General features: G+C 66.1%; 17 protein-coding genes and 1 tRNA gene. 5 read left to right on the top strand and 13 right to left on the bottom strand.

All coding sequences use genetic code 11. From position 1 onward, the window contains the following. Nucleotides 1-177 precede the first annotated feature (177 nt). Nucleotides 178-1,095 (top strand): sigma-70 family RNA polymerase sigma factor, encoded by a 918-nt coding sequence (locus VSO01S_RS06305; RefSeq protein WP_068640950.1) that lies wholly within the window; start codon nt 178-180, stop codon nt 1,093-1,095. Between the two features lie 156 nt (nt 1,096-1,251). Further along, nucleotides 1,252-1,701, top strand: coding sequence for a carboxymuconolactone decarboxylase family protein (locus VSO01S_RS06300; protein WP_068640949.1), 450 nt, complete (start codon nt 1,252-1,254; stop codon nt 1,699-1,701). A 177-nt stretch (nt 1,702-1,878) separates the two neighbouring features. Here the strand turns inward: VSO01S_RS06300 and VSO01S_RS06295 are convergent, their stop codons facing one another. The 9 genes from VSO01S_RS06295 to serS form a co-directional block, all read right to left on the bottom strand. Then, a complete protein-coding gene (locus tag VSO01S_RS06295) occupies nt 1,879-2,118 on the bottom strand; it encodes a hypothetical protein (RefSeq protein ID WP_153305150.1) in 240 nt (79 codons plus the stop codon). Between the two features lie 198 nt (nt 2,119-2,316). Then, nucleotides 2,317-2,685 (bottom strand): HNH endonuclease, encoded by a 369-nt coding sequence (locus VSO01S_RS06290; RefSeq protein WP_153305149.1) that lies wholly within the window; start codon nt 2,683-2,685, stop codon nt 2,317-2,319. A 23-nt stretch (nt 2,686-2,708) separates the two neighbouring features. Further along, nucleotides 2,709-3,173, bottom strand: coding sequence for a hypothetical protein (locus VSO01S_RS06285; protein WP_153305148.1), 465 nt, complete (start codon nt 3,171-3,173; stop codon nt 2,709-2,711). A 124-nt stretch (nt 3,174-3,297) separates the two neighbouring features. Further along, on the bottom strand, nt 3,298-4,899 hold the full coding sequence (locus VSO01S_RS06280) for a DnaB-like helicase N-terminal domain-containing protein (RefSeq protein ID WP_068640945.1): 1,602 nt from the start codon (nt 4,897-4,899) through the stop codon (nt 3,298-3,300). After that, nucleotides 4,896-5,129 carry a hypothetical protein gene (locus VSO01S_RS06275; RefSeq protein WP_068640944.1) on the bottom strand — a complete coding sequence of 78 codons (234 nt, stop codon included), beginning with the start codon at nt 5,127-5,129 and terminating at the stop codon, nt 4,896-4,898. Before VSO01S_RS06275 ends, VSO01S_RS06280 begins: the two co-directional genes overlap by 4 nt. A 120-nt stretch (nt 5,130-5,249) precedes the next feature. Then, nucleotides 5,250-5,561: a helix-turn-helix transcriptional regulator gene (locus tag VSO01S_RS26625; protein WP_245684128.1), complete on the bottom strand. Its 312-nt coding sequence runs from the start codon at nt 5,559-5,561 to the stop codon at nt 5,250-5,252. A gap of 478 nt (nt 5,562-6,039) precedes the next feature. Further along, the gene (locus VSO01S_RS06270) at nt 6,040-7,416 is read right to left on the bottom strand and encodes a tyrosine-type recombinase/integrase (RefSeq protein WP_068640943.1); all 1,377 of its coding nucleotides are present in this window, start codon (nt 7,414-7,416) and stop codon (nt 6,040-6,042) included. A gap of 164 nt (nt 7,417-7,580) precedes the next feature. After that, nucleotides 7,581-7,671: transfer RNA gene (locus tag VSO01S_RS06265), tRNA-Ser, on the bottom strand. Between the two features lie 63 nt (nt 7,672-7,734). Then, nucleotides 7,735-9,066 (bottom strand): serine--tRNA ligase, encoded by a 1,332-nt coding sequence (gene serS, locus VSO01S_RS06260; RefSeq protein ID WP_068640942.1) that lies wholly within the window; start codon nt 9,064-9,066, stop codon nt 7,735-7,737. Nucleotides 9,067-9,147: 81 nt separating this feature from the next. Between serS and VSO01S_RS06255 the strand changes: the two genes are divergently transcribed. After that, on the top strand, nt 9,148-9,549 hold the full coding sequence (locus tag VSO01S_RS06255) for a VOC family protein (protein WP_068640941.1): 402 nt from the start codon (nt 9,148-9,150) through the stop codon (nt 9,547-9,549). A gap of 146 nt (nt 9,550-9,695) precedes the next feature. Here the strand turns inward: VSO01S_RS06255 and VSO01S_RS06250 are convergent, their stop codons facing one another. Genes VSO01S_RS06250 through VSO01S_RS06240 form a run of 3 tightly spaced genes read right to left on the bottom strand, consistent with a single transcriptional unit; the run spans nt 9,696 to nt 12,092 of the window. Beyond that, the gene (locus tag VSO01S_RS06250) at nt 9,696-10,652 is read right to left on the bottom strand and encodes a threonine/serine dehydratase (protein WP_068640940.1); all 957 of its coding nucleotides are present in this window, start codon (nt 10,650-10,652) and stop codon (nt 9,696-9,698) included. Then, on the bottom strand, nt 10,649-11,611 hold the full coding sequence (ispH, locus tag VSO01S_RS06245) for a 4-hydroxy-3-methylbut-2-enyl diphosphate reductase (protein WP_068640939.1): 963 nt from the start codon (nt 11,609-11,611) through the stop codon (nt 10,649-10,651). Before ispH ends, VSO01S_RS06250 begins: the two co-directional genes overlap by 4 nt. Nucleotides 11,612-11,627: 16 nt before the next feature. Next, nucleotides 11,628-12,092 carry an FKBP-type peptidyl-prolyl cis-trans isomerase gene (locus VSO01S_RS06240; protein ID WP_068640938.1) on the bottom strand — a complete coding sequence of 155 codons (465 nt, stop codon included), beginning with the start codon at nt 12,090-12,092 and terminating at the stop codon, nt 11,628-11,630. A 65-nt stretch (nt 12,093-12,157) separates the two neighbouring features. On the opposite strand from VSO01S_RS06240, the gene radC reads away from it, so the two are divergent. Both radC and VSO01S_RS06230 read left to right on the top strand, forming a co-directional pair. Next, a complete protein-coding gene (gene radC, locus VSO01S_RS06235; RefSeq protein WP_068640937.1) occupies nt 12,158-12,835 on the top strand; it encodes a RadC family protein in 678 nt (225 codons plus the stop codon). 58 nt (nt 12,836-12,893) lie between these two features. After that, on the top strand, nt 12,894-13,556 hold the full coding sequence (locus VSO01S_RS06230) for a Smr/MutS family protein (protein ID WP_068640936.1): 663 nt from the start codon (nt 12,894-12,896) through the stop codon (nt 13,554-13,556). Nucleotides 13,557-13,571: 15 nt separating this feature from the next. On the opposite strand, the gene VSO01S_RS06225 is transcribed toward VSO01S_RS06230, so the two are convergent. Beyond that, nucleotides 13,572-14,801 carry an NAD(P)/FAD-dependent oxidoreductase gene (locus tag VSO01S_RS06225; RefSeq protein WP_068640935.1) on the bottom strand — a complete coding sequence of 410 codons (1,230 nt, stop codon included), beginning with the start codon at nt 14,799-14,801 and terminating at the stop codon, nt 13,572-13,574. Between the last annotated feature and the right edge of the window lie 20 nt (nt 14,802-14,821).

The following is a 14,821-nucleotide window of genomic DNA, read 5'->3' as shown; positions in this document are numbered from 1 at the left end:
GGTCCGCGTCGGGCGAAGGGTACGCCTACGCGCGCAGATCAGCAAACAGGGGTGCAGCCTGTCGGTGGAAGTTAAGGCCTCATGGGCTTCCGTCCGCTCCGGGCCCGAAGCTGCCGATCAGCTTCTTGCGGGGTGGCAGTATTACCCCGGAATCGGGCCTGCTTAGACTCTCTCACCATGTCCATCGCCAATGAAGAACTCTTCTTACGCCTGCGCCCAAGGCTGGTGGCCATTGGGTATCGCATGCTTGCTTCTGTTCAAGAGGCTGAGGACCTGGCGCAGGACGCTTGGCTTCGTTGGCATGAGGAAGTCGAAGTGTCCGGCGCAGAAGTTGCCAAGCCAGAGGCGTGGCTTGTCACTGTGACCACTCGGATGGCAATTGACCGCCTCCGCACGGCAAAGATACGGCGCGAGGCCTATCCAGGCCTATGGCTGCCCGAGCCATTGTTGATGGAGGAGCCGACAACGCCCGAGAAGGCGCGCGAGCTGGCAGACGATGTCTCCTTTGCGTTTCTTGTGCTCCTGGATTGCCTTTCGCCCGAGTCTCGGGCCGCCTTCCTGCTGAGGGAAGTGTTCGACGCCGACTATGACCAAATCGCGGCAGCCATCGGCAAAAGCGAGGCTGCCGCTCGGCAAGTCGTTCATCGGGCCAAACAACGCGTTGCGAAAGCCCGCAGTTCCATTGGCAACCAAGCCCCGCCTCGACCTCAGGAGCAGTTGGACCTGTTGCAACGCCTGGTCCAGGCCATCTCAAAGGGAAACTTCTCGGACATTCAAGCATTGCTCGCGGAAGAAGCTCAGTTCCTGAGCGATTTTGGTGACATTGTTCCAAGGCTTGCAAAGCCGCTGGTAGGCGGGCGGCGCATCGCTCAGATGTACTTGGCTTCGCAACTGCGCCACGGCACGAACATGCGATTCGACCTCACAAGGTTGAACGGCGAATGGGCGCTTCTCCGCTACGTTGGGGATGCTCTGGATTCCGTCCAGATGTTCGAGATCCAGGACGGTCGAATCGCTCGCGTGCGCCTTCAGCGCAACCCCGAGAAACTCCACCATCTGGAGCATCTGGCGCATCGACAACGTCAGATGGCCTAGAGAATTAGCTCGCCTCTTACTTTTCAAGCGCTGTCGGCTCGCACAGCCATAAAAGGCCAGTGCGCGCTGTCACAACTGCTGCTGCTCAAACGTCTTACAGGCAGTGGGTCGCAATGTGTGGCCCGCGTAACCCCTCACAGCAAAGGAAAGCAACGTATGCAGCGCGCAAATTGGTTCGCCGTCTCGCCCGAAGGTGCAAAGGCCGTGGGCGGCCTTCACCACTTCGTCACGACTGGAACGAGCCTGCCAAGCCTACTCGTCCACCTCGTCTTTCTCCGGGTCTCGCAGCTCAACGGTTGCGCGCACTGCATCGACATCCACACGCGGGATCTCATCAAGGAAGGTATGTCCGTCGAGAAAATCGTGCTGGTCCCCGTGTGGCACGAAGCCGCCTACCTGTTCACTGAGCAGGAGCGCGCGGCGCTGGCCTGGTCCGAGGAAGTGACGCGCGTCAGTGAGACGCATGCATCTGACGAGGCCTATGCAGCAGCTGCAGCGGTATTCGGGGAGAAAGACCTGGTGGACTTGACGCTGACCATCGCCGCCATGAACGCGATCAACCGCATGGGGATCAGCTTCCGCTTGAAGCCACGGGCAAAGGCCTGATGTCAGCGTAAAGCAGGTGCGCCAACCCAGCGTCGCTGGCCTCGGAGGGCTGCTGCGGCGCACCTTAAACGGACAAACCGCGACCTCCTGCCGTAGGTCCGCTTCTGGCCGACAACGGCCGGTCGGAGCATGCCACAACCCGATCCGGAACCGGGCGGCCAGGAGGTCCAAAGGGGCTCATTGCTTTGTTGGAGTGAGCAGGGCGTCCCAGTCCGAGGGCGCATTGGCCGCAGCCACCTCCCGCTCCTTCTTGGTGGGCTCAAACGCGCGGGTGATGCGCGCCTTCTCGCTGGCCGCCAATACCAAGGCCACCTTGAGCTTTTGGGCCTTCGTACTGCGCGGGTCCGCGAGCACCGCGCGCAGGTAGTCCAACCCAGGCGTTGCCACCGTGGCGTCCACTCGTCGTCTTGCGGTCATCGTCGTTTTCCCTTCGATCAACGCCGATCAGCGGCGGTTAAGTGAGCCCATTCTTCGCGCGCGGGCGCCCGAATTTCAAGGGCACCAAGAAAACGGAGAAGTAGCGGCACGCCCGGCAGCAATCGCCCGGTCCCGAGCCGTTCGCGCTAGCTCGAAGGGGTCCCCCGGCTTAAACGCGTTCTTTTAATGCAGCGCCGATCATCCGCACACATCGAAGTCGGAGGGCTTGCTCAGTGGCATGTCCACCGCATCGGCCCAGGTGCGGCCTTGCAGGATGGGCGCTTGCTCGGCGGTGATGCGTCGGTGGCATGTGACGTGGACCGCGCGCAGGTTCGATAGCTCATGCCCACCACCGAGGGCGAGCGGGACGCGATGATCCAACTCCATGGTGGCCATGGTGAGGGCCATGGGCAGGCCCGAGGCTTGGCACTCCTCGCATTGGCACCGTTGGCCAGAGGCGGCCAACATGCGGCGGCGCAAGGCCGTGAGGTTCCCGCCACGCAGGCGCTTGGACTGCACACCACCCACGTTCTCGTGGTCCAGGGTGGGCAGGTTGGAGCGCAGCATGGGCAAGGAGGGCTTGAGTAGCTTCACGACTCATCCCCTTTCATGGCGGTGACGATCAACTCCAGAAGTTTTGGGCGCGCTACATGCGCGGCGGCCCGTTCGCAGTGGGCCAATAGCTCACGCATGCTGCGAGTGTCACTCGCGTGGTTGGTGACCCGCTCGGCGACCCGTTGCAGTTGTCGCACGGCAGCGGCGGGCATTCCGGCCTCTCGGGCGGCGGCGAGCACTGACATGACGAAGCGGCGGGCATTGTCGCGGCCCTCGGGGGATTCACTGCCGTGCTTGCTGCCGAGGGGCGCATAGGCGGTAAGCGCACCTTGCCAGAGGATGGCTCCGGGGGACATCCAGTAATCGCCGTCTGGGGTGCGTGTGATGGAGGGGTGGTCCATGGCGTTGTTCCTTTCGGTGGTCGGTGATGGCGTGGACGAAGGGCCCCACAACGCGGCCATCTCGCGCAGGGAGCGGCGGGCATTGGTGGGTTTGGTCATGCACGCACTCCAACAATCTGCACACACTCACCACACCCCCCTAAAGGGGGGATGTGTGTGTGCGCAAGTTTGTGCGGGTGTGCTGGATAGTTTGGGCGCGAATTTGTGCAGGAGTTTGTGCAGGTCATGGGGCGGAGTCCTTGCGAATAAGGCCGTACTTCTGGGAGCGGTTGGCGTGCTGGCCGATGACTGCCCGAACCAGAACGCCACGGCCCATGAGGCGATTCATGGCGCGGCTCAATTCGTTCTTGGTGAGGCCCTCGGCCCATCCCTTGGCCATGATCTGGCGCGGCAAAAAGTCGGGGCTTGTGACGCCATCCGTTGTGCGCACTCCGATGGCCTCCAGCGCGGTGAATCCACGCAACACGAGGTCCTCGGTGTGCCGGTCAGTGAGCGCAGACAGGAGGCCGCTGGTGGGCGCGATGTCGGGCACCAAGAGGCCTTCGCGGGTAATGAAGCGGGCGTAGTCGCGCGCAGAGTAGTTGGTCTTGCGGCGGGCAAGGAACCGCACGTTGCTGGCGGAGCCCTCTGCGTCCGCATCCTTTTGGTCGGGCAGCTTGTCCCCGAAGAACCAGCGCATGCGCACGGCGGCCTCCCAAGCCACCGAGCCGCTCCATTCGGAATCTCTGGCGCGCGCCGGGTGGGTCACGATGGCCACCATGAAGGGACGGCCCCCCACCAGGGCGCCCAACGCATTGACGAACGTGGTGACAGCAACGCGGTTGTCATGGTCCCCGAGGAACACATGCGCGGCGTTGTCCAGCCACAGGACCTCCACGCCCAAATCGTTGACTTGCTCGCGTAGGAGCGCGAGTTGCGGCGTGGGCAGGAGGCGCCCGCCCAACTCCTCCATGAGTGCGTTGTCTGAACCCTTGCGGCACTCGATGAGCAAGCGGCCGGTGTCGGCCAACTTGGCCAAGTCCACCTCGTGGTGCTGGCAGATGCGCAATTGGCGCCGCTCCAGTTCATCTACATCATCCTCGCAGCACCACAGAAGGCTCTTGTACGGTTCGCAGGCCTGCCCAAAGAAGGGTGCGCCCATGGCGCCCAAGGTGGCCTCCTGTTGCACGAGCAATGACTTGCCCATGCCACCCGCACCGGCCAGGAGCATGGGCCCGGTGGTCATCCAGTCGCGCCGGAACCAAAACCGTTCGGGTGCACCGCGTACGGCGACGGCGGTGAGGTCCACGCGGGCGGGTTCGGCCCAACGCCAGGGCGTGGAGGCCACCACCTGGCCATTGGCGGCGCGTTCCACGAGGCCCCGGGCCTCGCCCATGATCTCGGCCAATGCGCGGCCCTGTGGATTGAACGCAAGGGCGGTGATGGCGTCGCCAGCGGCGACCATGCGACGTTGAGTGGCGCACTTGGCCACGATGTCCGCGTAGGCGCCCAGGTGGTCCGGCGCGAGCCGGTATTGCGCCAGCTTGTCCAGATACGAGACCCCATTGACCTCCTCGGCACGGCCGTCGTGTTGGAGCCGCGCATATACCGTGATGACATCGGCGGGTTCACCGGACTCCAACAAAGCAGAGATGGCCACAAAAATGAGGCGGTGTTCATGCCGAAAGAAGTCGGCGGCGTTGATCTTGTCGCGCACCACGGGCCATGCCGTGTTGTCCATGAGCAAGCCGCCGAGCACCCCGCACTCGGCATCGTTGTCGTGCGGTGGCACCCGCAGGCCATCCCCTTCCGCGTCGGCCTCGGCGGTGACATCGCGCGCATTCATCCGCGCCTCCCGCAGCTGGCCAAGATGTCCCGCGCGATGATCCAGGCCGCCCGCAATTCCGCGCCCAGGAGGCGGCGGTGGCGGTTGATGGCCGCGAGGTCCACTACCGGATTGCCGCGCAGGTCCTCCAAGGCCGACATCGCCAGCGCGATGCGGCGGCGGGCATCTCGGATGTCCACCAAGAGGTCCAGGCCATCACGGGCGTGCTCGGACTGAGTGTTGGGTGCCATGGCTCCCTCCAGGGGGTTGGAGGGCCGGGTTGCACCTCTCGCGGTCGCTGCCTAGACTTGCGCGTGGAAATGGTTCGCGAAGTTGGCGGCGGGTCGGTGGCGAGAGCCCCGGCCCGTTTGTCATCCAGCGGCGGCGCCGCTGCCGGTGGTCTCCGGGGTCCGGGATTTCGGTGGCCTTCCAATAGGGCGCCCGTGCTTGCTCAGAGTCTTGGGCTGCGCCGTGGCCGATACCGCCCGCTCGGGTGGTTGCCACCCATTGGCAGTAGATGGGGGGCGCGAGCACATCCATGCGTCCACTTCCCCACTTACCCAGGCGACGGCCCGGCCGCTGCCGGTCAGCTTGCGCGGCGGAGGAAATGTCCCTGCCGCCACCGCCGCAAACAAGGCGGTGCGGCCCAACGTCGTGAGGGCCAAAACCTCACTCAAGCGCATTAAGCGTTGCCCCGAATTTGCCGAGCCAGGAGCCAATATGGCTTGATTGAATTGCATTTGGTGCGCCCTCCAATTGAAGAGACTCGCCAAATTATTTTCAGACCCACCACTAGATCAATAGGAAAACCCGAGGCTTTTGTTTTTTAACTTCCGTACTTCTGTGGACTTGAGCGAACCTTACAGACATTCGGAGAATTTAGCTTTTGCCCCCTACTGTTCACCAAGCCAAAAACGAATGTCTACGAGTGTCATTACCAGCCATTCAATTGACCAACATCTAGAGCCCTCACTCTCGCGTGTGCAAACGCAATTCGCCGGAGCAGTCACTCACTTTGGCATGGAAATTTCATCTCCAGGCCAATTCTTCTCGGCTCAAAGAGCAAAACACCAGAAAATCCGCTCTTTGGAAATTCGCAAACGTTCGCATACGTTCGTTGCAATTCAATACCGCCAGGGCGACCCCCGGGAGCCGACTTACCTAACCCACTGCCGTCAGCTTTGCGCCGCGCTTGGCAGGGACTCGAACGTGGGGGTCCACGGGCGGCAGGCCTTCGCAGTAATGGGCCCAAGCTTCCAATAGTTCCCGGCGCTGATCGAAGGCACTGCCTCGGATGTAGGACCTTTCGGCGTCGGACTCGCCAGTGGTGTGGGCGAGGCAAAGCTCGGCGAGTTCCTTTTTGAAGGTGGTGTTCTCCAGGACCCAGGTGCGAAATGCGGCTCTCATGCCATGCACGGTGGCGGCCACCTTCATCTCATCGAGGACGGCGAGCATGGCGTTTTCACCCAGCGCGAGCCATGGTGCATCTGCGCTCTTTTGCGCCGCAAGCACGTGGGCGCAATCCGGGCGCCGAGGCTGCGCGGTGAGTATGTCCACCACCCGCGCGGGCAGCGGCACCGCATGGCGCTCGCCCATCTTCATGGCAGCATCGGCCAGCAACCACGCGGCCTCCTCGCCTTGCAGGTCGTGTAGGTCCGACCACTTCAAGCCCACCACCTCGTTGGTACGCGCGCCGGTCAAGATGGCTACCTCAAGCGCCCGCGCACCATCGCCGGGGCGCTTGCGCAAGTCGCGCATGAACTTGGGAATCTCGCGCCAGTCCAGCGCCGCGAAGGGCACGGGTTTGTGGACCTTCGCTCTTGCAGGCAGGAGGTGCTCCAGGGCTCCGGTCCAGGCCGCAGGGTTGGGCCGCTTGGCGGCCACGCCACGCGCCATGGCCGCGTCCAAGATGTTCTCGATACGTCCGCGCACCCGTGCGGCGGTTTCGTTCTTCGTGTTCCACAAGGTGCCCTTGGTGCCGTCGCGTGCGGTGGTCTCTTGCTGGAGCACGCGCAGCACATCCTCGGTTTGAATCTCGTCGGGGCGCAGGCGGCCAAGAATGGGAAACGCATACTCGGTGAGGCTTTGGCGCCATTGGTTTTCGCTGCCCTTCTTGGGCGGCTCCTTGCCTGCGGCCAAGGCGGCTTTCTTCGCCTTCTCGGCCCACCCGGGCGCGTTGCGCTCGATGTGTTCAAGCGCCAATTCCTCAAAAGTCTTGCCCAGGGCAGCGGCGCGGGCGGCGCGCGAGGTGGCGGTGCGCTTGTGGGTGGCGCGTTCCTCGGCCGGGTCTCGGCCTTCCAAGAGTGCCGCACGGACCTCCTGCGCCTTGGTGCGGGCCATCTCCAACGAGATGGTGTGCAGCGGCCCGAGACCCACGTGGCGCACCTTACCCCCGCGCTCGTACCTGAACACCCAACTGGCCACGCCGAGCGCGGCTCCCTTGTGCAACCACAGGCCCGCGCCGTCTCCGATTAAGCGGCGGCCCGGCTTTTTCATCTGCGCCTTGATCTCTGCCACGGTGAGCTTGGCGATAGCCATGATGGTGCTCCTACGTTCGTTCCTACGTTTCTTCCTATGTATAGATTATGAACCTTGGAGAACGCGCGCGGACCGGTGCGGACGCAAAAAAGCCCCGAGACCCAGTATTCATGCGGGTTTGCGGGGCTTTGGGCAAAAGAAAACCCGCACGAGGCGGGTTGTTCTGGAGGAGAGGGAGGGATTCGAACCCTCGGTGGGCTATGAACCCACGCCTGATTTCGAGTCAGGTACATTAGACCACTCTGCCACCTCTCCGGTGTGTGTCTATCGAGCCCATGATTCTAGCAGAGCTTTTTGCATGCCCTGCAAGCACCGGGTTCAGGCCTTCAGAAACTCCACGCCGCCCAGATAGGGCCGCAGGGCGACAGGCACCCTGATCGAGCCGTCGGCCTGCTGGTGATTCTCCAGCACGGCCACCAGCGTGCGGCCCACCGCCAGGCCCGAACCGTTGAGCGTGTGGACCAGCTCGTTGCGGCCTTGCGCGTTCTTGAAGCGCGCCTGCAGGCGGCGCGCCTGGAAGGCTTCGCAGTTGGACACCGAGCTGATTTCGCGATAGGTGTCCTGCGCGGGCAGCCACACTTCCAGGTCGTAGGTCTTGGCAGAGCCGAAGCCCATGTCGCCGGTGCACAGCAGCACCACGCGGTAAGGCAGCTCCAGCGCCTGCAGCACCGCTTCGGCATGGCGCGTCATGTCTTCCAGCGCCTCGTAGCTCTTGTCGGGATGCGTGATCTGCACCATCTCGACCTTGTCGAACTGGTGCTGCCGGATCATGCCGCGCGTGTCGCGCCCAGCGCTGCCGGCTTCGGAGCGGAAGCAGGGGCTGTGCGAGGTGAGCCTGATCGGCAGCGCGCTCTCGGCCACCACCTCGTCGCGAACGAAGTTGGTCAGCGGCACTTCGGCGGTGGGGATGAGGTAGAGCGCCGTGTGGTCGGGCTGCGCCTCGCCTTCCTGCCCGCCCTTCTTGGCGGCGAACAGGTCGCCCTCGAACTTGGGCAGCTGGCCGGTGCCGCGCAGGGTCTCGCCATTGACGATGTAGGGCACGTAGCACTCGGTATACCCGTGCTGCTGCGTCTGCACATCGAGCATGAACTGCGCGAGCGCACGGTGCAGGCGGGCGATGGGCCCTTTCATGACCGTGAAGCGCGAGCCGGCGAGCTTCACGCCGGTCTCGAAATCCAGGCCCAGCGGGCCGCCCAGCTCCACATGGTCCTTGGGCGCAAAGCCCAGGGGCGTGGCGGCGGCGCCGTCACCGCCCTGCGGGCTCCAGCGGCGCACCTCGACGTTGCCGTGCTCGTCCTCGCCCACCGGCACGCTGGCATGCGGCAGGTTGGGCACGGCCAGCAGCAGCGTCTGCAGTTCGGGCTGGATCTGCTCCAGGCGTACAGACGACGATTCCTGCTCGCTCTTGAGCGCATTGACCTCGGCCATCAGCGCATCCACCGATTCGCCCTTGGCCTTGAGCGGACCGATCTGCTTGTTCAGCGCGTTGCGCCTGGCCTGGATTTCCTCGGTACGGGTTTGCAGGCGCTTGCGCTCGGCTTCGAGCGAAGTGAAGGCCGCAACGTCGAGGTAGGGCTGGGGCGTCTTGCGCTTTTCGAGGCCGGCCACGGCGCTGGCCAGATCTTTGCGTAACAGGGTGATATCGAGCATGCGTCTGATTTTAGGTTGGCGCGCACTGGGGATAGGATGCGCGCCTCGTCTTTCCTTTCAATCCCCAGAGGAGTCAACGCAATGCAACCGTATCTGAGCTTTGATGGCAACGCAGCCGAGGCGCTGTCTTTTTATGCGAAATGCCTGGACGGCAAGATCACCTTCTCGATGACCTTTGCCGAAAGCCCGATGGGCAAGGACACGCCGGACGCCTACAAGAACAAGATCATGCACGCCACGCTCGAGGCGCGCGGCCACCAGTTGATGGCCTCGGACATGCCGCCCGGCATGCCGCACAAGGGCTACGAAGGCTTCACGCTCTCGGTGCAAGGAAAGAGCGTGGAAGAAGGCAAGCGCTTGTTTGACGCGCTGTCGGCCGGTGGCAAGGTGACCATGCCGTTCGCGGAAACCTTCTGGGCCAAGGGGTTCGGCATGCTGGTGGACAAGTTCGGCGTGCCTTGGATGGTCAATTGCGAACATTGAGCCCCCCGGCTTTTCACTCCCTTCGGTCGTGTAACTCCACCCCCCGAGGGGGAGACCCCACCTAAGGACCGGCAAAGCCGGATCCTTGGTGCGGGACTGGTGTTTTGCGGCTCGCTTCGCTTTGCCGCGGTCGCGGGTGCGTCGGGTTAGTTGAGGGTGCCGGGGTCTACGTTGGCGCCGCAGATGATCAGGCAGATCTTTTCGCCGGGGCGGGGCTGGTAGGCGCCGGATTGCAGGGCGGCCAGGGGCAAGGCGGCTGCCGGTTCCACGGCCAGCTTCAGTTCTTTCCACAGCCACAGCTGGGCGCTGCGGATGGCCGCGTCGGGCAGCAGCAGTGCGTCGCGCACATGGGCTTGCGTGAGTTCCCACGCAAAGCTGCCGATGCGGCGGGCGCCCAGCGAATCGGCGGCGATGCCGCTGACTTCGACGTCCACAGGCTCGCCGGCTTCGCGGGCGCGGAACAAGGTGGGGGCCAATTCGGGCTCCAGCGCGACGACGCGGCTGCGGCGCTCGAACCAGGCGGCCAAGCCGGCAATGAGGCCGCCGCCGCCCACGCTCACCAAGACGCTGTCGGGCAGGCCGCCCTGCCCTTCGATCTCGCGGCCGAGCGTGCCGGCGCCGGCCACCACTTCCTCCTGGTCGTAGGCATGCGTGAGCAGCGCGCCGCTTTCGCGCTGGCGCGCCAGGCAGGCGGCCAGCGCGTCAGCATAGGCAGCGCCGCCGATGACCACTTGCGCGCCGAGCGCACGCAGGCGTGCACGCTTGGCCTCGGACGACACCTCGGGCAGGAACACCTCGCAATGCACGCCCAGCGCCTGCGCCGCGCCGGCCGTGGCGATGCCGGCATTGCCGCCGGAAGCCACGATGGCGCCGCTTGGCGGGATGGCGTGCGACAGCAGCCGGTTCATCATGCCGCGCGCCTTGAAGCTGCCGCTGGCCTGCAGATGCTCGAGCTTGAGCCACACCTCGACGCCCGGCTGCGCAATGCCGAAGAGCGCGCCGGAAAGCTTCCACAGCGGCGTCTCGCGCACGAAGCCGCGGCCCGACTCGCGCAGGCGCGCCGCTGCCGCATCGATCGACGTGCGCCAGCCGGCGGCGCTCACGAGATGTGCCCCGGCGTGTGCTGTTCGTCCAGCTTCAGGCCCTTGGGCAGGGGAAACTTGATGGTCTCCTCGATGCCGCTCATCTTGCGCACCGAGACGGCGCCCAGAGCGCGGATGCGCTCGATCACCTGCGTGACCAGAACCTCGGGCGCGGAAGCGCCAGCGGTGAGGCCCACGCGCGTCTTGCCATCGAACCACGACGCCTGCAGCTCCTCGGCCGAATCGACCATGTAGGCCTCGGTGCCCAGGCGCTGCGCCAGCTCGCGCAGGCGGTTGCTGTTGGAGCTGGTGGGGCTGCCCACCACGATCAACACATCCACCTGCGGACTGAGCACCTTCACCGCGTCCTGGCGGTTCTGCGTGGCATAGCAGATGTCCTGCTGCTTGGGCTCGCGCACCTTGGGGAAGCGCGCGCGCACCGCGGCGGAGATGTCGGCCGCGTCGTCGACCGACAGCGTGGTCTGCGTGACCACCGCCAGCTTCTCGGTCTGCGCGGGCTGCACGCGGGCCACGTCTTCCACATCTTCCACCAGGTGGATGCCGCTGGACAGCTGCCCCATCGTGCCTTCCACCTCGGGGTGCCCCTTGTGGCCGATCATGATGAACTCGTAGCCTTCCTTGGCCAGCTTGGCCACCTCCACATGCACCTTGGTCACCAGCGGGCAGGTGGCGTCGAAGATGGAAAAGCCGCGCTCGCGCGCCTCGGCCTGCACCGCCTTGCTCACGCCATGGGCGCTGAACACGAGCGTGGCGCCCTCGGGCACCTCGTCGAGTTCCTCGATGAAGATCGCGCCCTTGGACTTGAGCTCGTTCACCACATAGGTGTTGTGCACGATCTCGTGGCGCACATAGATGGGCGCACCGAACTTGGCGATGGCGCGCTCCACGATCTCGATGGCGCGGTCCACGCCGGCGCAAAAGCCCCGCGGCTCGGCCAGGATGATCTCGTTGACGCTCATGGGATCGCCTCCCCGGTCACAGCACGCCGATCAGCCGCACCTCGAAGGTCACGGGCTGGCCGGCCAGCGGATGGTTGAAGTCGAAGCGCACCGCCGTGTCGTTCAGTTCGATCACGGCGCCGGCATAGCTGCCCTGCCCGTCGGGCGTGGGGAACTGCACCACGTCGCCCACGGCGTACTGCTCGTCGGGGTCGCCCATCCTGGCCAGCAGGCTGCGCGCCACCCACTGCTGCATTTCGGGGTTGCGCTCGCCGAAGGCCTCGCCGGCGGGCAGCTCGAAGGTGACGTGCGCACCTTCGGCCAGGCCGAGCAGGCGCTGCTCGACCGCGGGCGACAACTCGCCGTTGCCCAGCGAGAGCGTGGCCGGCTTGTCGTTGAAGGTGTTGATGACATCGCCCGCAGGGCCCGACAGCCGGTAGTGCAGCGTGAGAAAGGAGCCGGGCGTCACGACGGCGGCATCGGCGGAGGTAGGCGCAGACAAGGTGGGGAGTCCGAATAAACTGAACCCGGTATTTTAGGGAGGGGGGTCAAAGGCCCCAAAGCACCATGTCTTTCAAGGATCTGCCCTTGGAGGCGCGCCCGCGCGAGAAACTCATCGCGCGCGGCCCCGCCGCCCTGGGCGACGCCGAACTGCTCGCCCTGCTGCTGCGCACGGGCCTGGCCGGCAAGAACGTACTGCAGCTGGCGCAGGAGCTGCTCGATCGCTTCGGCGGCCTGTCCGGCCTGCTGCACGCCAGCCTCGCCGACCTGGCGCAGGTCAAGGGCCTGGGCGGCAGCGCCAAGCGCGCCGAAGTGGCCGCCGTGCTGGAGCTGGCCCGCCGCGCCCTGGCCGAGCGCCTGCAGCAGCGCCCCGCCTTCGACTCGCCCGGCGCCGTCAAGGACTACCTGCAGCTGGCCATCGGCGCGCGCAGCCACGAGGTCTTCGCCGTGCTGTTCCTCGATGCGCAGCACAGGCTGATCGCCATGGAGGAGCTGTTTCGCGGCAGCCTGACGCAGACCAGCGTCTACCCGCGCGAAGTGGCCAGCCGCGCCCTGCACCTGCATGCCGCCGCCGTGGTGCTGGCCCACAATCACCCCAGCGGCTGCGCCGAACCCTCGCGGGCGGATGAGGCGCTCACGCAGGCGCTCAAGGCCGCCCTGGCGCTGCTGGACGTGCGGGTGCTGGACCACGTCATCGTGGCGCGCGGGGCGGCCCTCTCCATGGCCGAGCGCGGCCTGCTGTAGCCGGGAAATCGCGCAAGGGCTCGGCGCAGGGCCATTCCCCTCCCGTAGGATGCGTTCCATGGCATCGAAAGGACCCACCATCAAGACCCTGGCCGATCTGAAGGGCGTGGCCCGCCAGTTGGCCGAACAGCGCGAGAAGGCAGCGGCCGAAGCGGCCGCCCGCGCCGCGGCGCAGAAGAAGCGCCACGCCGAGCAGAACCTCTTCGCGCGCGCCGTCGGCGCCACCCGCCCCTTGCGCGGCGACCAGAAGCATGCGGTGCCGCTCACGCCCGAGCCACCGGCCCCCATTCCCATGCAGCACCAGTTGGACGAGCAGCGCGTGCTGCGCGAAGCCATGTCCGACGAGTTCGACGTGACCACGCTGCTGGACGCCGACGACGCGATGAGCTTCCGCCGCCCCGGCATCGGCACCGACGTGACGCGCAAGCTGCGCGCCGGCGAATGGTCGCTTCAGCGCGAGATCGACCTGCACGGCATGCGCAGCGACGAAGCGCGCGAGGCGCTGTCGCAATTCATCCGCAACGCCAGCAAGCAAGGCGTGCGCTGCGTGCGCGTGGTGCACGGCAAGGGCCTGGGCTCGCCGGGCCGGCAGCCGGTGCTCAAGGTCAAGACGCAGCGCTGGCTGATCCAGAAGAGCGAGGTGCTGGCCTTCGTGCAGGCCAAGCCGGCCGAAGGCGGCGCAGGCGCGCTGCTGGTGCTGCTGGCGCCCGGCGCGCGCTGAGGCAGGCCGCGCCGTTCAGCCCAGGAAGCTCTTGAGCGGCACCGCCGCATCCGCCGCCTGTTCGGGCGCCGGGCTCTTGCCGGCCTCCAGCAGCTTGCGGCTCATCATGTGGTCCATCGGCGCATTCACCGATTCGACGCACACCAGTTGCCCGTCCACGTAGTGCAGCAGCGAGAACGCCGTCTCGTTCGGGCCCGGGCGGCGCACGGTGACCATGCCCGGCGTGCCTTGTGCCGGCACCAGGCCGGCCATCTGCAAGCGCAGGCTGCCCTGGTCCGACCAGAACCATGGCAGCGCGTCGTAGGCGCGCGGCGCGCCGGTGAGCGTGGCCACCGCGGTGCGCGCCTGGTCATTGGCGTTCTGCACCGACTCCAGCCGCAGCGCGCCGCCGCCGCCGCGACGGTCCGGAAAGCGCGTGCAGTCGCCCACGGCCAGCACGGCCGGGTCGCTGGTCTGCATGTGCGCATCCACCACCACGCCGTCGGCGCACTCGATGCCCGCGGCCTGCGCCAGCGCCGTCTCGGGCACCGCGCCGATGCCCAGCACCAGCAGGTCGACCGGCTGGCTCTCGCCATTCACTTCCAGCGAGGCCAGGCGGCCGCCCTGGGCCTGGAAACCGCCAACGCTGGCGCCCAGCACGATGTCCATGCCGGCCGCGCGATGCGTCTGCAGCACATGTTCCGACAGCGCCGGCGATACGGCGCGGCCCAGCAGCCGCGGCGCCACCTCGACCACGCGCACCTTCTTGCCCAGCGCCAGCGCCGTGCACGCCACTTCCAGGCCGATGAAACCGCCGCCCAGCACCGTGACCTGCTGCGCCTGCGCCAGCCGCTCGCGCAGGCGCTGCGCCTCGTCGGCCGCGCGCAGGGTGATGACGTTGTCCAGCGCCGCATCGCCCAGCGCAGGCAGGCGCCGGGCCCGGCTGCCGGTGGCCAGCACCAGCCGCTCGAAAGGCAGCACCGTGCCCGAGCGCAGCGTGACCGTGCGCGCCGCCCGGTCGAGCGCCACCGCCGGATCGCCCAGGTGCAGGTGGATGCCCGAATCCTGGAACCAGTTGGCCGGCCGGTGCGGCTGCATGGCCTGGTCGGCGCTCTTGAGGAAGGTCTTGGAAAGCGGCGGCCGGTGGTAGGGCTCGCATGCTTCCTCGCACACGAGATGGACGCGGCTGGCCTGGCCGGCCTCGGCCAGGCCGGCGCACAGCTGGGCTGCGGCATGGCCGCCGCCGATGATGACGATGGGGTTCACGGAAATCTCCTGGGGTTCTT

This window comes from Variovorax soli NBRC 106424 (assembly GCF_001591385.1).
Taxonomy (GTDB): Bacteria; Pseudomonadota; Gammaproteobacteria; order Burkholderiales; family Burkholderiaceae_C; genus Variovorax; species Variovorax soli.
This window is presented reverse-complemented; position numbering and strand designations above follow the sequence as displayed.

What these genes read in the sequence shown, in the direction of transcription:
- VSO01S_RS06285 (WP_153305148.1), bottom strand. Translation starts at nt 3,173, where the DNA reads ATGACCAAACCCACCAATGCCCGCCGCTCCCTGCGCGAGATGGCCGCG.
- serS (WP_068640942.1), bottom strand. Translation starts at nt 9,066, where the DNA reads ATGCTCGATATCACCCTGTTACGCAAAGATCTGGCCAGCGCCGTGGCC.
- VSO01S_RS06290 (WP_153305149.1), bottom strand. Translation starts at nt 2,685, where the DNA reads ATGCTGCGCTCCAACCTGCCCACCCTGGACCACGAGAACGTGGGTGGT.
- VSO01S_RS06295 (WP_153305150.1), bottom strand. Translation starts at nt 2,118, where the DNA reads ATGACCGCAAGACGACGAGTGGACGCCACGGTGGCAACGCCTGGGTTG.
- VSO01S_RS06300 (WP_068640949.1), top strand. Translation starts at nt 1,252, where the DNA reads ATGCAGCGCGCAAATTGGTTCGCCGTCTCGCCCGAAGGTGCAAAGGCC.
- VSO01S_RS06270 (WP_068640943.1), bottom strand. Translation starts at nt 7,416, where the DNA reads ATGGCTATCGCCAAGCTCACCGTGGCAGAGATCAAGGCGCAGATGAAA.
- VSO01S_RS06275 (WP_068640944.1), bottom strand. Translation starts at nt 5,129, where the DNA reads ATGGCACCCAACACTCAGTCCGAGCACGCCCGTGATGGCCTGGACCTC.
- ispH (WP_068640939.1), bottom strand. Translation starts at nt 11,611, where the DNA reads ATGAGCGTCAACGAGATCATCCTGGCCGAGCCGCGGGGCTTTTGCGCC.
- VSO01S_RS06255 (WP_068640941.1), top strand. Translation starts at nt 9,148, where the DNA reads ATGCAACCGTATCTGAGCTTTGATGGCAACGCAGCCGAGGCGCTGTCT.
- VSO01S_RS06280 (WP_068640945.1), bottom strand. Translation starts at nt 4,899, where the DNA reads ATGAATGCGCGCGATGTCACCGCCGAGGCCGACGCGGAAGGGGATGGC.
- VSO01S_RS26625 (WP_245684128.1), bottom strand. Translation starts at nt 5,561, where the DNA reads ATGCGCTTGAGTGAGGTTTTGGCCCTCACGACGTTGGGCCGCACCGCC.
- radC (WP_068640937.1), top strand. Translation starts at nt 12,158, where the DNA reads ATGTCTTTCAAGGATCTGCCCTTGGAGGCGCGCCCGCGCGAGAAACTC.
- VSO01S_RS06230 (WP_068640936.1), top strand. Translation starts at nt 12,894, where the DNA reads ATGGCATCGAAAGGACCCACCATCAAGACCCTGGCCGATCTGAAGGGC.
- VSO01S_RS06305 (WP_068640950.1), top strand. Translation starts at nt 178, where the DNA reads ATGTCCATCGCCAATGAAGAACTCTTCTTACGCCTGCGCCCAAGGCTG.